Origin of the sequence: Pseudomonas sp. Irchel 3F6, from assembly GCF_900187595.1 — a bacterium.
GTDB classification, from domain to species: domain Bacteria; phylum Pseudomonadota; class Gammaproteobacteria; order Pseudomonadales; family Pseudomonadaceae; genus Aquipseudomonas; species Aquipseudomonas siliginis.
Genome location: NZ_FYDP01000002.1, coordinates 612,392 through 624,866 on the forward strand (window position 1 = coordinate 612,392; position 12,475 = coordinate 624,866).

Consider the following 12,475-nt stretch of genomic DNA (forward strand, 5'->3'; position numbering starts at 1 on the left):
CGGTGGCGGTCAGCCGGGCGGGGCAGGGCGCTGGAGCATGGTGTCGAACCTTGTTGTTATTGGTTTTCTGGTTCGAATGGTGAAGGGCCTGTGTGTTCGGGTTCAATTGCTGAAAGCGGGTTTTGGGCGGTTATCGAACGCAAGATTCATGCGGATTTGTGGTGAGTGTGAGGTCCTCTTCGCGAGCAGGCTCGCTCCCACAACTGGAATGCGTTTCCCTGTGGGAGCGAGCCTGCTCGCGAAGAGGCCAGTTCGGCCGCGAAACCTTTGCGACAGGCAACAAAAAGCCCACCAATAAGGTGGGCTTGATGTAGTCAGCCGATGATCAGAACAGCTTCATCTTCGGCGCTTCTTCTTTCAGCGCTTCGTTCTGCGCGGTCTGCGCATTCCAGCCACCGCCCAGGGCCTTGTACAGGTTGACGGCACTGGTCAACTGCGCGAGGCGGTCGGTGATCAGCGCTTGTTGTGCGCTGAACAACTGACGCTGGGCATCGAGGAAGGTCAGGTTGCTGTCGACGCCGATGCGATAGCGACGTTCGGCCAAGCGGTAGTAATCCTGGTTGGCCTGCACGAAATCGCGCTGCGCTTGCAGCTGCTCGGTGTAGGTCTGGCGGGCGGCGAGGCCGTCGGCGACTTCCTGGAAGGCGGTCTGGATGGACTTCTCGTAGTTCGCCACGCCAATGTCCTTCTGGATCTTGGCGTAGTCGAGGCTGGCGCGCAGGCTGCCGGCGTTGAAGATCGGCAGGTTGATCTGCGGCTGGAACAGCCACGTCCCCGAACCACCCTTGAACAGGCCGGACAGATCCGGGCTCAGGCTGCCCGCGTTGGCGGTCAGGCTGATGCTCGGGAAGAACGCTGCACGGGCCGCACCGATGTTGGCGTTGGCCGCCTTCAGGTTGTACTCGGCCTGGAGGATGTCCGGACGACGTTGCAGCAGGTCCGAAGGCAGACCGGCCGGTACGTCGCTGAGCAGATCATCAGACAGCGGTTTGGCGGCTTGCAGATTGGCCGGGATACCGGTGCCGAGCAGCAGGGTCAGGCTGTTTTCGTTCTGCGCGACCTGGCGGGTATAACGCGCCAATTGTGCCCGGGCGTTTTCCACGGAAGTGCGCGACTGTGCCAGATCCAGCGCCGAGGCCACACCGACTTCGTTGCTGCGGCTGGTCAGCTTGTAGCTTTCTTCGAAGGCACCGAGGGTGTCCTGCGTCAGCTTGAGCAGTTCCTTGTCCGCTTGCCAGGTCAGGTAAGCATTGGCGACGTTGGCGACCAGACTGATCTGCGTACTGCGGCGTGCTTCTTCAGTAGCGAAGTACTGTTGCAACGCTTGCTCGCTCAGGCTGCGCACCCGACCGAACAGGTCGAGTTCGTAGGCGCTGACGCCGACGGTAGCCGAGTAGGAGCTGCTGATCATCGACTCGCCGGTCTGCGAGGCACGGGCCGGCAGACGCTGGCGGCTGCCGGCGGCATTGGCCGACACTGCCGGGAACAGGTCGGCGCGCTGGATGCGGTACTGCGCCGCGTAAGCGTCGATGTTCAGCGCCGCGACACGCAGGTCGCGGTTGTTTTCCAAGGCGACCTGGATCAGCTGTTGCAGGGCAGGGTCATGGAAAAACTGCTTCCAGCCCTGTTCGGCAGCGGCTTGCGCCGGAGCCTGGGCCGGCGAATATGCCGGCCCCTGCGGGTACTGACCTGCGACCGGAGCCTCAGGCTGCTGATAGTCAGGTATCAGCGAGCAACCGCTCAGCACGAAGGCGGCGACTGCGATGGAGAGTAGCGACTTGCTCATTGGCCAGCCTCTTTAGGAGTTTCAGTAGTCTCATCCGCGTCGGTCTTTTTACGCTGACCGATGGACGACACAGTAACGAAGAACAGTGGGACCCAGAAGATCGCCAGGATCGTGGCCGTGACCATACCGCCAATCACGCCGGTACCGATCGCGTGCTGACTGCCTGAACCGGCGCCGGTGGAAATCGCCAGCGGCACAACACCGAGAACGAAGGCCAGCGAGGTCATGATGATCGGGCGCAGACGCATGCGGCAGGCTTCGATTGCCGCCTCGCGCAGGCTGCGTCCCTGTTCATGCAGTTCCTTGGCGAATTCGACGATCAGAATGGCGTTTTTAGCCGCCAGACCGATGGTCGTCAACAAGCCCACCTGGAAGTACACGTCGTTGGACAGACCGCGCAGGCTGGTAGCCATCAGTGCACCGATGATCCCCAGCGGTACCACGAGCATGACCGCGATCGGAATCGACCAGCTCTCATACAGCGCCGCCAGACACAGGAACACCATCAGCAGCGACAGGGCGTACAGCGCTGGCGCTTGCGAGCCGGACAGACGTTCCTCGTAGGACAGACCGGTCCAGGAGATACCGACACCGGCCGGCAGCTTCTTGGCAATCGCTTCGACTTCAGCCATCGCTTCACCGGTGGAGTAGCCCGGCGCCGGAGCCCCGAGGACCTCGACCGCTTCCACACCGTTGTAACGCGCCAGTTTCGGCGAACCGTAGACCCACTCACCCTTGGCGAACGCCGAGAACGGAACCATGGTGCCTTCGGCGTTGCGCACGTACCACTTCTTCAGGTCTTCGGGGCTCATGCGCGAATCCGGCTGGCCCTGCACGTAGACTTTCTTCACCCGACCACGGTCGATGAAGTCGTTGACGTAGCTACTGCCCAGCGCGATCGACAGGGTGTTGTTGATATCGCTGATGGTGATGCCGAGGGCACTGGCCTTCTCGTCGTCGATTTCCAGCTGGAACTGCGGCTCATCGTTCAGGCCGTTCGGACGCACCTGGGTCAGCACCTTGCTTTGCGCCGCCATGCCGAGGAACTGGTTACGCGCTTCCATCAGTTTTTCGTGACCGATACCGGCGCGGTCTTGCAGGAACACGTCGAAACCGGTGGCGTTACCCAATTCCAGAACCGCTGGAGGGGCGAAGGCAAACACCATCGCGTCGCGGAAGCTGAAGAAGTGTTGCTGGGCACGCGCGGCGAGCTTGAACACGCTGTTGTCGGCGTTACGCTCGCCCCACGGTTTGAGCATGATGAACGCCATACCCGAGCTCTGCCCACGGCCGGCGAAGTTGAAGCCGGTCACGGTGAACACCGAAGCCACCGCGTCCGCCTCACCACCGTCCTTGTTCGGACGCAGCAGGTACTCACGCATTTCATCCACGACCACCTGCGTGCGCTGGGCACTGGAACCGGCCGGGGTCTGCACCTGGGCGAACAGTACGCCCTGGTCTTCTTCCGGCAGGAACGCGGTCGGGATGCGGGTGAACAGCCAGATCATGCCGACGACGATCAGCAGATACGCCAGCAGGTACGGCGCCTTGCGGGTCAGCATGTTGCCGACGCCGCGCTCGTAGCTGCGCACGCCACGGTCGAAGTTGCGGTTGAACCAGCCGAAGAAACCTTTCTTCGGGGTACCGTGCTCGCCTTTCGGAATCGGCTTGAGCATGGTCGCGCACAGCGCCGGGGTGAAGATCAGGGCAACCAGCACCGACAGGGCCATCGCCGAAACGATGGTGATCGAGAACTGCTTGTAGATCACACCAGTGGAGCCGCTGAAGAATGCCATCGGCAGCAGTACCGCCGAGAGTACGAGGGCGATACCGACCAGTGCGCCCTGGATCTGGCCCATGGATTTCTTCGTCGCTTCCTTCGGTGACAAGCCTTCTTCGCTCATCACCCGCTCGACGTTTTCCACCACGACGATGGCATCGTCCACCAGCAGACCGATGGCCAGCACCATGCCGAACATGGTCAGGGTGTTGATGCTGAAACCGGCGGCGGCGAGGATGCCGAACGTACCGAGCAGTACCACTGGCACGGTCATCGTGGTGATGACGGTGGCGCGGAAGTTCTGCAGGAACAGGAACATCACCAGGAACACCAGCGCGATCGCTTCGACCAGCGTGTGCACCACGCCTTTGATCGACTCGGTCACCACCGGAGTGGTGTCGTACGGGAACACCACTTCCATGCCTTGCGGGAAGAACGGCTTGAGGCTGTCGATGGTGTTGCGCAGCGCTTTGGCGGTATCGAGGGCGTTGGCGCCGTTGGCCAGTTTCACCGCCAGACCGGAAGCCGGGCTGCCGTTGAACTGGGCGCTGATCGCGTAGTTCTCGCCGCCGAGACCAACTTCAGCCACGTCTTTGAGGCGAACCTGCGAGCCGTCCTTGTTGACCTTGAGCAGGATTTCCTTGAACTGCTCGGCGGTCTGCAGACGGGTCTTGCCGATGATCGTCGCGTTCAGTTGCTGGCCCTGCACGGCAGGCAAGCCACCGAGCTGACCGGACGACACCTGGACGTTCTGCGCAGCAATGGCGTTCTTCACGTCGACCGGGGTCAGGTTGAAGTTGTTCAACTTGGCCGGGTCGAGCCAGATACGCATCGCGTACTGCGCACCGAAGACTTGGAAGTCACCGACACCGGCGGTGCGCGAGATCGGGTCCTGCATGTTCGACACGATGTAGTTGGACAGGTCGTCCTTGCTCATGCTGCCGTCACGCGACACCACGCCGATTACCAGCAGGAAGTTCTTCACTGCCTTGGTCACGCGGATACCCTGTTGCTGCACTTCCTGCGGCAGCAGCGGGGTGGCCAGGTTCAGCTTGTTCTGGACCTGTACCTGCGCGGTGTCGGAGTTGGTGCCTTGCTCGAAGGTCGCGGTGATGGTCATGCTGCCGTCGGAGTTACTTTCCGACGACACATAACGCAGGTTGTCGATACCGTTGAGCTGTTGCTCGATGACCTGGACCACGGTGTCCTGCACGGTTTGTGCGGACGCACCCGGGTAGGTCACCTGGATCGCAATGGCCGGTGGCGCAATGCTCGGGTATTGGTTGATCGGCAATTTCAGGATCGAAAGTGCCCCGACCAGCATGATCACCAGGGCGATTACCCAGGCGAAAATCGGACGGTCGATGAAGAATTTTGACATGGGTTACTCCCCTTTGCCGCCGGCGGCTTTGTCAGCTGCCTGTGCGGGGGCCGGGTTCTTGGTGCCGACGTTAGTCGCCTCGGTCGCTTTGACCTCGACGCCCGGTTTGACGTACTGCAGCCCTTCGGTGATCAGACGATCGCCGGCTTTCAGGCCGTCTTCGATCAGCCACTGGCTGCCGACGGTGCGGCTGGCCTTGAGCTGACGCAGTTCGACCTTGTTGTCGGCGCCGACGACCAGTGCGGTCGGGGTGCCTTTGAGGTCGCGGGTCACGCCTTGCTGTGGCGCGAGGATCGCTGCGCTGTTGACGCCGGCCTGCAACTGGGCGTGGACGAACATGCCTGGCAGCAGGGTGTGATCGGGGTTGGGGAACACGGCGCGCAGGGTCACCGAGCCGGTGGTCTGGTCAACCGAGACTTCGGAGAATTCCAGCTTGCCGTCGAGCTTGTACTGGCTGCCGTCTTCCAGGGTCAGCTTGACCGCAGCGGCGTTGTCGCCAGCCTTCTGCAGACGGCCGCTTTCCAGTTCGCGGCGCAGTTCCAGCAGTTCCACCGACGACTGGGTGACGTCGACGTAGATCGGATCGAGCTGCTGAATCACTGCCATTGCATCGGCCTGGCCATTGCTCACCAGTGCGCCTTCGGTGACCGAAGAGCGGCCGATACGGCCGGAGATCGGCGCATAGACCTTGGTGTAACGCACGTTGATCTGCGCAGTCTGAAGCGACGCTTCCGATTGCAGGCGGTTGGCCAATGCGGTGTCGTATTCCTGACGGCTTACGGCTTGCTCATCGACCAGTTGCTTGTAGCGGTCGGAGATCGACTTGGTCGAACGCAGGTTGGCTTCGGCACTTTTCAGCGTCGCTTCATAGACCGACGGATCGATCTGATAAAGCTGCTGACCGGCTTTGACGTCGGCGCCTTCCTTGAACAGACGCTTGAGAATGATGCCGTTGACCTGCGGGCGAACTTCAGCGATGCGGAACGCACTGGTGCGGCCCGGAAGTTCCGAGGTCAGGGTAAAGGCTTGTGGTTGCAGGGTGACGACGCCGACCTGAGGGGGCGGAGCGGCAGGGGCCGCTTCTTCCTTTTTACATCCGCTGAGCAGCGATGCCAGGGCGACGGCAGTGACCAGAGCGGTAACAGCTGGCTTGAATTGCATGAAGATCCTCGGGTCAGGCGCGCATGAAGCGCACAAGAAGTGTGAAAGAGTAAAAATCGGGCACCGGGTGGATAAGTAGCTTGCTAAGTAATATACTTACGTTCATGGTTGTTTGTAAACACCTGCGCCGCGTACCCACCCTGATACAAAAGTCGTCGCAAGGTTTGAAATTGTAGGCCGGGGAGTCGATTCACGAGAGATCGCCCCCTCTTTATTCAGCGGATATTCAGCCATCCCTGAAACATCCTGTTTGAGGTTTTACTGCCATGGTCCGTCGTACCAAAGAGGAAGCTCAGGAAACCCGCAGCCAGATCCTGGAAGCGGCCGAGAAAGCCTTTTATGAAAGGGGGGTTGCCCGCACCACCCTGGCGGACATCGCGACCCTCGCCGGCGTGACGCGTGGCGCCATCTACTGGCATTTCAGCAACAAGGCCGATCTGGTCCAGGCCATGCTCGACAGCCTGCACGAACCGCTGGATGAACTGGCCAAGGCCAGCGAAAGCGAGGACGAACCGGACCCGCTGGGCTGCATGCGGCAGTTGCTGATTCATTTGTTTCATCAAGTTGCACTGGACCCGAAAACCCGGCGCATCAACGAAATTCTGTTTCATAAGTGCGAGTTCACCGATGAAATGTGCGATCTGCGCCAGCAGCGCCGGACGGCCAGTCTCGATTGCAATCTGCGCATCGGCCTGACCCTGCGTAATGCGGTGAATCGCGGCCAGTTGCCGGAAGACCTCGACACTGCCCGCGCGGCCATCAGCATTCATGCCTACATCGACGGCCTGCTGTACGGCTGGCTGCTGGCCCCGGACAGCTTCGAACTGCACGCCGAGGCTGAACGCTGGGTCGACACCGGGCTGGACATGCTGCGCCTGAGCCCAAGCCTGCGCAAATGAAACAAAATGCGCAATTGCCCGGCAGGATGTCAATCAGCCGCCATGGCCGATGATCGCGGCGGGGAGTTTAAACGTAGCCAGCCGTGGATTTTGTAGGGAAATTGTGTAGCTCTTGTGAATCCGTGTTTCGCCGCTTTTCCCTCACCCTAGCCCTCTCCCACAGGGAGAGGGGACCGACCGGGTTGTTTGCCCAAGCTGGGCCGATCTGAAATATCCCGCCGAACTCAAAGTTTGAAAAGCACAGCAATCGGCTCCCTCTCCCTCGGGGGAGGGCTGGGCGGGCGGCGTTCCGATGAGGGGCTACGCCGGGTGCCACGCAACAAGTCTGAAGCCGAACAACAAAAAGCCCCTGACTCTCAAAAGTCAGGGGCTTTTTCATTTCTGCGCTACAGCGTGATTACAAGGTCGGATAGTCGATATAACCGACCGGACCCTTGCCGTAGAAAGTCTCCGGATGCGGCTCGTTCAGCGGCGCATCAGCCTGCAAACGTGCCGGCAGGTCCGGGTTGGCAATGAACGGCACGCCGAACGCTACGGCGTCTGCCTTACCGCTGGCCAGCCACTCGTTGGCGCTTTCCTTGGTGAACTTCTCGTTGGCGATGTACGGGCCACCGAAAGCTTCTTTCAGTTGCGGGCCGAGGCTGTCGGCGCCTTCTTTTTCGCGCGAGCAGATGAACGCGATGCCACGCTTGCCCAGTTCACGGGCGACGTAGGTGAAGGTCTCGGCAAGATTGTCATCGCCCATGTCATGGGAATCGGCACGCGGTGCCAGGTGCACACCAACGCGGCCAGCGCCCCAGACTTCGATCGCGGCGTCGGTCACTTCCAGCAGCAGGCGCGCACGGTTTTCCAGCGAGCCGCCGTACTGGTCGGTGCGCTGGTTGGTGCTGCTTTGCAGGAACTGGTCGAGCAGGTAGCCGTTGGCGCCGTGGATTTCCACGCCGTCGAAACCGGCGGCCTTGGCGTTCTCGGCACCGGTGCGATAGGCGTCGACGATGTCGGCGATTTCAGCGGTTTCCAGCGCGCGCGGCGTTGGGTAGTCGGCCAGCGGGCGGACCAGGCTGACGTGGCCCTTTGGCTGGATGGCGCTTGGCGCAACCGGTGCTTCACCGTTCAGGTACGAAGGGTGAGAAATGCGGCCGACGTGCCACAGTTGCAGGAAGATCTTGCCGCCGGCGCCGTGAATCGCTTTGGTCACGTTGGCCCAGCCACGCACTTGATCGTTGGACCAGATGCCCGGGGTGTCCGGGTAGCCGACGCCCATCGGCGTTACCGAAGTGGCTTCGCTGAGGATCAGGCCAGCCGAGGCGCGTTGTACGTAGTATTCGGCCATCAGCGCGTTCGGCACACGGCCTTCGTCGGCGCGGCAGCGGGTCAGCGGGGCCATGATAATGCGGTTGTTCAGCTCGATGTCGCCGAGTTTGATCGGGTCGAAAATAGTCGCCATGTCTAAAAGCCTCTCTTTAATAAAGGAAGTTGATCAGTTGGAAGCAGGGGCCAGCTCGGCACTGCCGTTCTGGCGGAAGGTAATCAGGGTCACCAGCAGGGCAAGTACGGCCAGCGCGGCGGCGGCCAGTGGCACGCTGGTCAGGCCGTAGCCGTGGGCGATGACGCTGCCGCCGACCCAAGCGCCAAGCGCGTTGCCGACGTTGAAAGCGCCGATGTTCAGGGTCGAAACCAGGTTCGGCGCAGCCTTGCCGAAGGTCACCACGTTGACTTGCAGCGCGGGCACAGCGGCGAAACACGCGGTGGCCCAGAGGAACAGGGTGATTTCAGTCGGGATCAGCGCGACGCTGGTCCAGCTCAACACCGTGGACACCACGGCCATGGCGATGAACACGCCGATCAGCGTGGCGGCCATGCCTTTGTCGGCGAGTTTGCCGCCGATGATGTTGCCGACCGTCAGACCGAGGCCGATGAGCATCAGTGTCCAGGTCACGCCACGCGGCGACACGCCAGTGACTTCGCCAAGCAGTGGCGCAACGTAGGTGAACAGGGTGAAGACCGAGGCGGCGAACAGCGCGGTCATGCTCAGCGACAGCCAGATGCCGGCGCCTTTGAGGGCGGCGAGTTCGGCGCGCATGTCGAGTTTCTCTTCGTCACGCTTGGCCGGCAGAAAGCGGATCAGGCCGATCAGCGCGATCACACCGATGACGGTCACCGCCCAGAAGGTCGAACGCCAGCCGGCTTCCTGACCCAATGCGGTGCCCAGCGGTACGCCAAGTACGTTGGCCAGGGTCAGGCCGGTGAACATCAAGGCTACTGCCGAGGCACGTTTGTTGGGCGCGACCAGATTGGCCGCCACCACCGAGCCGATGCCGAAGAACGCGCCGTGACACAGCGCGGTGACTATCCGGGCAAACATCAGCACGTTGTAGTCGCTGGCGATGGCGCAGAGCAGGTTGCCGACAATGAAGATGCCCATCAACGCTACCAGCGCTGCCTTGCGCGGCAACTTGGCGGTGGCCAGCGCCATGAACGGTGCACCGATGGCCACGCCCAGGGCGTAACCGGTGACCAGCCAGCCGGCGCCGGGAATCGACACACCGAGATCCGCCGCCACGTCGGGCAGCAGGCCCATGATGACGAATTCGGTGGTGCCGATGGCGAAGGCGCTCAGGGCGAGGATGAGAAGCGAAAGGGGCATGCAGGTTTCCTTGTCGGCTGGCTGACGTTAAGGGTCAGAGCTCTTTACTGAGGGTGCTGAGAAACGCCTGGATGACGTCCTCGTTACGTTTGAAAAAATGCCACTGCCCGGCCTTCTGGCTGCTGATCAGCCCGGCCCGTTGCAACGTCGCCAGGTGGGCCGACACGGTCGATTGCGACAGGCCGCAACGCTGATCGATCTGCCCGGCGCAAATACCGTATTCGTGGTTGTGCAACTGCTCGGGGAATTCGCCTTTCGGGTCCTTCAGCCAGTTGAGGATGTCTCGCCGTACTGGGTGCGCCAGGGCTTTTATTATTTCGTCGAGGTCGAGGTTCATGGCTTGGGCTCGTGTTGGCAGTAGCGATATATCGCGATGGGACGAACTTTAAATCGTTGGATCGCGATATACCAATATGAATTCGGTCTGACGAGCGCATAAATCGTTATATCGGGTTATAACGATACGAGGGTGCTGAATGTCCGAACCCAGTGCTAAGCTGCGCTCATGAATTATCTCGCGCATTTGCATCTCGGCGGCCAGCGCCCCGGTCAGTTACTCGGCAGTCTCTATGGCGACTTCGTCAAAGGTCGGCTGCAAGGCCAGTTCGACCCCGAGGTAGAGGCGGCGATTGCGCTGCATCGGCGCATCGACGTGTTCACCGATCGGCATCCACTGGTGGACACTGCCCTGGGCCGCTTCAGCGAAACGCGGCGGCGTTATGCCGGAATCGTCCTCGATGTGTTTTTCGATCATTGCCTGGCGCGGGACTGGACGCTGTATGCCGACCGACCGCTGGAGCAGTTCACCGCAGACGTCTATCAGGTGCTGTCCCGCGAACGGCAATTGCCGGAGCGGCTGGCAAAGATCGCCCCGCACATGGTCGCCAACGACTGGCTGGGCTCGTATCGCGAGTTTGAGGTGCTGGAGCAGGTGCTGCGCGGGATCTCGCGACGGCTGACCAGGCCGGAGGAATTGGCGGGGGCAATGGCGGAGTTGCGGCGGTTGTATGAGCCGTTGAGTGAAGACTTCAGCTTGTTCTACCCGCAATTGCAGGATTTCGCACAAAACTCTGATCCACTGAAGATCTGAATGTGGGAGCGAGCCTGCTCGCGAAGGCGTCCTGTCAGTCAATATATTCGGCGACTGACAGGTCGCATTCGCGAGCAGGCTCGCTCCCACAGGGGATTTGTATTTTCAGGCGGCGATCAAATCGCCTGCGCGACGCGGTTCGGCAGGTTTCGCCACCTCACCAAACAACACCCTCTGCACCGCCTGCTGCGCTTCGAACGCCAGCGCCGCGCGCTCGCGGCCCTGACAGGCAATCGGCTTGAGCAGATGCACCTCGACATCGCCGCAGTCATGGCTGAACAGGCGCATCAGGTGCGAGAGCAAATCATCGTCACCAATGAACGGTGCGAGCGTATCGATTTCGCCGTCACGCAGATAACGAATCGCCACCGGTTGCAGCATCACCTCGGAATCGATCGCCGCCGACAGCAGGCGACCATGAAAGGTGCGCAGCGAACGGCCATCGGTGGTGGTGCCTTCGGGGAACATCAGCAGTGCATGTTCAGTTTGCAGATGGCGGGTCATCTGCTTGCGGATCAACTGACTGTCGCCCGACCCACGGCGGATGAACAGGCTGCCGGCCTTGGCCGCGAGCCAGCCGGCCACCGGCCAGGTGCGCACTTCGGCCTTGGACAGAAACGACAGCGGCGTGAGCATGCCCAGCAGCGGAATGTCGGTCCACGACACGTGATTGCTGACCCAAAGCATCGGCTGTTTCGGCAGCTCGCCATGCACGCTCACGCGAAACGGCAGGGCGTTGCTCAGCCGCGCCATGAAGAAGCGCGACCAGCGCTGACGCCGCTCCATCGAGTGCGCCAGACCAATGCGCTCGAACACGCCGAAGACGCTGGCCATGGTCAGCCCCAGCGTCACCACCAGCAGCACTCGCGCGATTCGCGCGTACACCCGCAACCGGCTCATCACACCGCCGCCTTGAAGTGTTTGGCGTAGCGCGGGCATAGTTCGTCGCGCTTGAGCAGGATGAACACGTCGGCTACCTGGAAGTCTTCGTCCCAGCACGGCTCGCCGCAGATCTTCGCACCGAGGCGCATGTAAGCCTTGAGCAGCGGCGGCATTTCGGCGATGACGTTGGACGGGATATCCAGCGTCGGCAGCGGATTTTTCGGTTCGGCGCGCAAGTGTTCGGTGCACAGATAACGCTCGCGCAGACGCTGCATGATCGCATGGGCCTGAATGCCGCCGTCCTGCATCGGGATGCTCGCGCAACCCATCAGGTAGCTGTAGCCGCCCTGATTGAGCACTTCGGCCAATTCGCCCCAGAGCACGGCGATGGTGCCGCCGTTGCGGTACGCCGGATCGACGCAGGTGCGGCCGATTTCCAGGATCGGGCCTTGCAGATGGGCGAGGCCGTGCAGGCTGAATTCTTCTTCGCTGTAGAACTTGCCGAGGCTGCTGGCGGCGGTGTGATCGAGCAGACGCGTGGTCGCCACCAGGCGCCCGGTGTTCAGATCACGCACGCCGATGTGGCTGCAGTGAACATCATAATCATCCATGTCCAGACCCAGTTCGGCGCCTTTCAGTTTGGCGTTGAACTCGCCACTGAAGACGGCGAAGCGCAGGGCCTGGGCTTGCTGCAAGGCTTCGGCGCCGATCAGGCGTTCGGCTTGCAGGCGGCGTTCATTGCCGGTGTCGCTGATGCGGGCGATTTGCGTCATGTGAATCTCCGTACGGGCCTTTAACCCGTCGTGGGTTGCAGCCGATCGACTTTCTTTATGCAGCCGTGTTGTGCAA

10 protein-coding genes are annotated in these 12,475 nt (G+C 61.5%); 2 read left to right on the forward strand and 8 right to left on the reverse strand.

Annotation, left to right across the window (positions count from 1 at the left end; translation table 11 throughout):
• Nucleotides 1-325 precede the first annotated feature (325 nt).
• Genes emhC through emhA form a run of 3 tightly spaced genes read right to left on the reverse strand, consistent with a single transcriptional unit; the run spans nt 326 to nt 6,108 of the window.
• Entirely contained in the window at nt 326-1,786 is a 1,461-nt protein-coding gene (gene emhC / locus CKW30_RS08815) for an efflux RND transporter outer membrane subunit EmhC (RefSeq protein ID WP_095180566.1), read from the reverse strand.
• Nucleotides 1,783-4,947 (reverse strand): efflux RND transporter permease subunit EmhB, encoded by a 3,165-nt coding sequence (gene emhB, locus CKW30_RS08820; RefSeq protein WP_095180567.1) that lies wholly within the window; start codon nt 4,945-4,947, stop codon nt 1,783-1,785. The genes emhC and emhB overlap by 4 nt, the downstream gene beginning before the upstream one ends.
• Nucleotides 4,948-4,950: 3 nt before the next feature.
• Nucleotides 4,951-6,108 (reverse strand): efflux RND transporter periplasmic adaptor subunit EmhA, encoded by a 1,158-nt coding sequence (emhA, locus tag CKW30_RS08825; RefSeq protein WP_039762673.1) that lies wholly within the window; start codon nt 6,106-6,108, stop codon nt 4,951-4,953.
• A gap of 266 nt (nt 6,109-6,374) precedes the next feature.
• Here emhA and emhR point away from each other — a divergent pair, with 266 nt between their 5' ends.
• Nucleotides 6,375-7,007: an efflux system transcriptional repressor EmhR gene (gene emhR, locus CKW30_RS08830; RefSeq protein ID WP_016771330.1), complete on the forward strand. Its 633-nt coding sequence runs from the start codon at nt 6,375-6,377 to the stop codon at nt 7,005-7,007.
• Between the two features lie 397 nt (nt 7,008-7,404).
• On the opposite strand, the gene CKW30_RS08835 is transcribed toward emhR, so the two are convergent.
• Genes CKW30_RS08835 through CKW30_RS08845 form a run of 3 tightly spaced genes read right to left on the reverse strand, consistent with a single transcriptional unit; the run spans nt 7,405 to nt 9,991 of the window.
• Nucleotides 7,405-8,454 carry an alkene reductase gene (locus CKW30_RS08835; RefSeq protein ID WP_016771329.1) on the reverse strand — a complete coding sequence of 350 codons (1,050 nt, stop codon included), beginning with the start codon at nt 8,452-8,454 and terminating at the stop codon, nt 7,405-7,407.
• A 33-nt stretch (nt 8,455-8,487) separates the two neighbouring features.
• Nucleotides 8,488-9,654 carry an MFS transporter gene (locus CKW30_RS08840; protein WP_095180568.1) on the reverse strand — a complete coding sequence of 389 codons (1,167 nt, stop codon included), beginning with the start codon at nt 9,652-9,654 and terminating at the stop codon, nt 8,488-8,490.
• 34 nt (nt 9,655-9,688) lie between these two features.
• Entirely contained in the window at nt 9,689-9,991 is a 303-nt protein-coding gene (locus CKW30_RS08845) for a helix-turn-helix transcriptional regulator (protein ID WP_016771327.1), read from the reverse strand.
• Between the two features lie 168 nt (nt 9,992-10,159).
• Between CKW30_RS08845 and CKW30_RS08850 the strand changes: the two genes are divergently transcribed.
• Nucleotides 10,160-10,744, forward strand: a complete 585-nt coding sequence (locus CKW30_RS08850; RefSeq protein WP_095180569.1) for an ACP phosphodiesterase — start codon at nt 10,160-10,162, stop codon at nt 10,742-10,744.
• A 105-nt stretch (nt 10,745-10,849) separates the two neighbouring features.
• On the opposite strand, the gene CKW30_RS08855 is transcribed toward CKW30_RS08850, so the two are convergent.
• Together CKW30_RS08855 and olsB are read right to left on the reverse strand one after the other, a co-directional pair.
• Nucleotides 10,850-11,644: a 1-acyl-sn-glycerol-3-phosphate acyltransferase gene (locus CKW30_RS08855; protein ID WP_095180570.1), complete on the reverse strand. Its 795-nt coding sequence runs from the start codon at nt 11,642-11,644 to the stop codon at nt 10,850-10,852.
• A complete protein-coding gene (gene olsB / locus CKW30_RS08860) occupies nt 11,644-12,399 on the reverse strand; it encodes an L-ornithine N(alpha)-acyltransferase (protein ID WP_016771324.1) in 756 nt (251 codons plus the stop codon). Before olsB ends, CKW30_RS08855 begins: the two co-directional genes overlap by 1 nt.
• Between the last annotated feature and the right edge of the window lie 76 nt (nt 12,400-12,475).

Bases quoted from the DNA above. Each gene is read 5' to 3' on its own strand.
- olsB (WP_016771324.1), bottom strand. From the start codon at position 12,399: ATGACGCAAATCGCCCGCATCAGCGACACCGGCAATGAACGCCGCCTG.
- CKW30_RS08850 (WP_095180569.1), top strand. From the start codon at position 10,160: ATGAATTATCTCGCGCATTTGCATCTCGGCGGCCAGCGCCCCGGTCAG.
- emhR (WP_016771330.1), top strand. From the start codon at position 6,375: ATGGTCCGTCGTACCAAAGAGGAAGCTCAGGAAACCCGCAGCCAGATC.
- emhA (WP_039762673.1), bottom strand. From the start codon at position 6,108: ATGCAATTCAAGCCAGCTGTTACCGCTCTGGTCACTGCCGTCGCCCTG.
- emhC (WP_095180566.1), bottom strand. From the start codon at position 1,786: ATGAGCAAGTCGCTACTCTCCATCGCAGTCGCCGCCTTCGTGCTGAGC.
- emhB (WP_095180567.1), bottom strand. From the start codon at position 4,947: ATGTCAAAATTCTTCATCGACCGTCCGATTTTCGCCTGGGTAATCGCC.
- CKW30_RS08840 (WP_095180568.1), bottom strand. From the start codon at position 9,654: ATGCCCCTTTCGCTTCTCATCCTCGCCCTGAGCGCCTTCGCCATCGGC.
- CKW30_RS08835 (WP_016771329.1), bottom strand. From the start codon at position 8,454: ATGGCGACTATTTTCGACCCGATCAAACTCGGCGACATCGAGCTGAAC.
- CKW30_RS08845 (WP_016771327.1), bottom strand. From the start codon at position 9,991: ATGAACCTCGACCTCGACGAAATAATAAAAGCCCTGGCGCACCCAGTA.
- CKW30_RS08855 (WP_095180570.1), bottom strand. From the start codon at position 11,644: ATGAGCCGGTTGCGGGTGTACGCGCGAATCGCGCGAGTGCTGCTGGTG.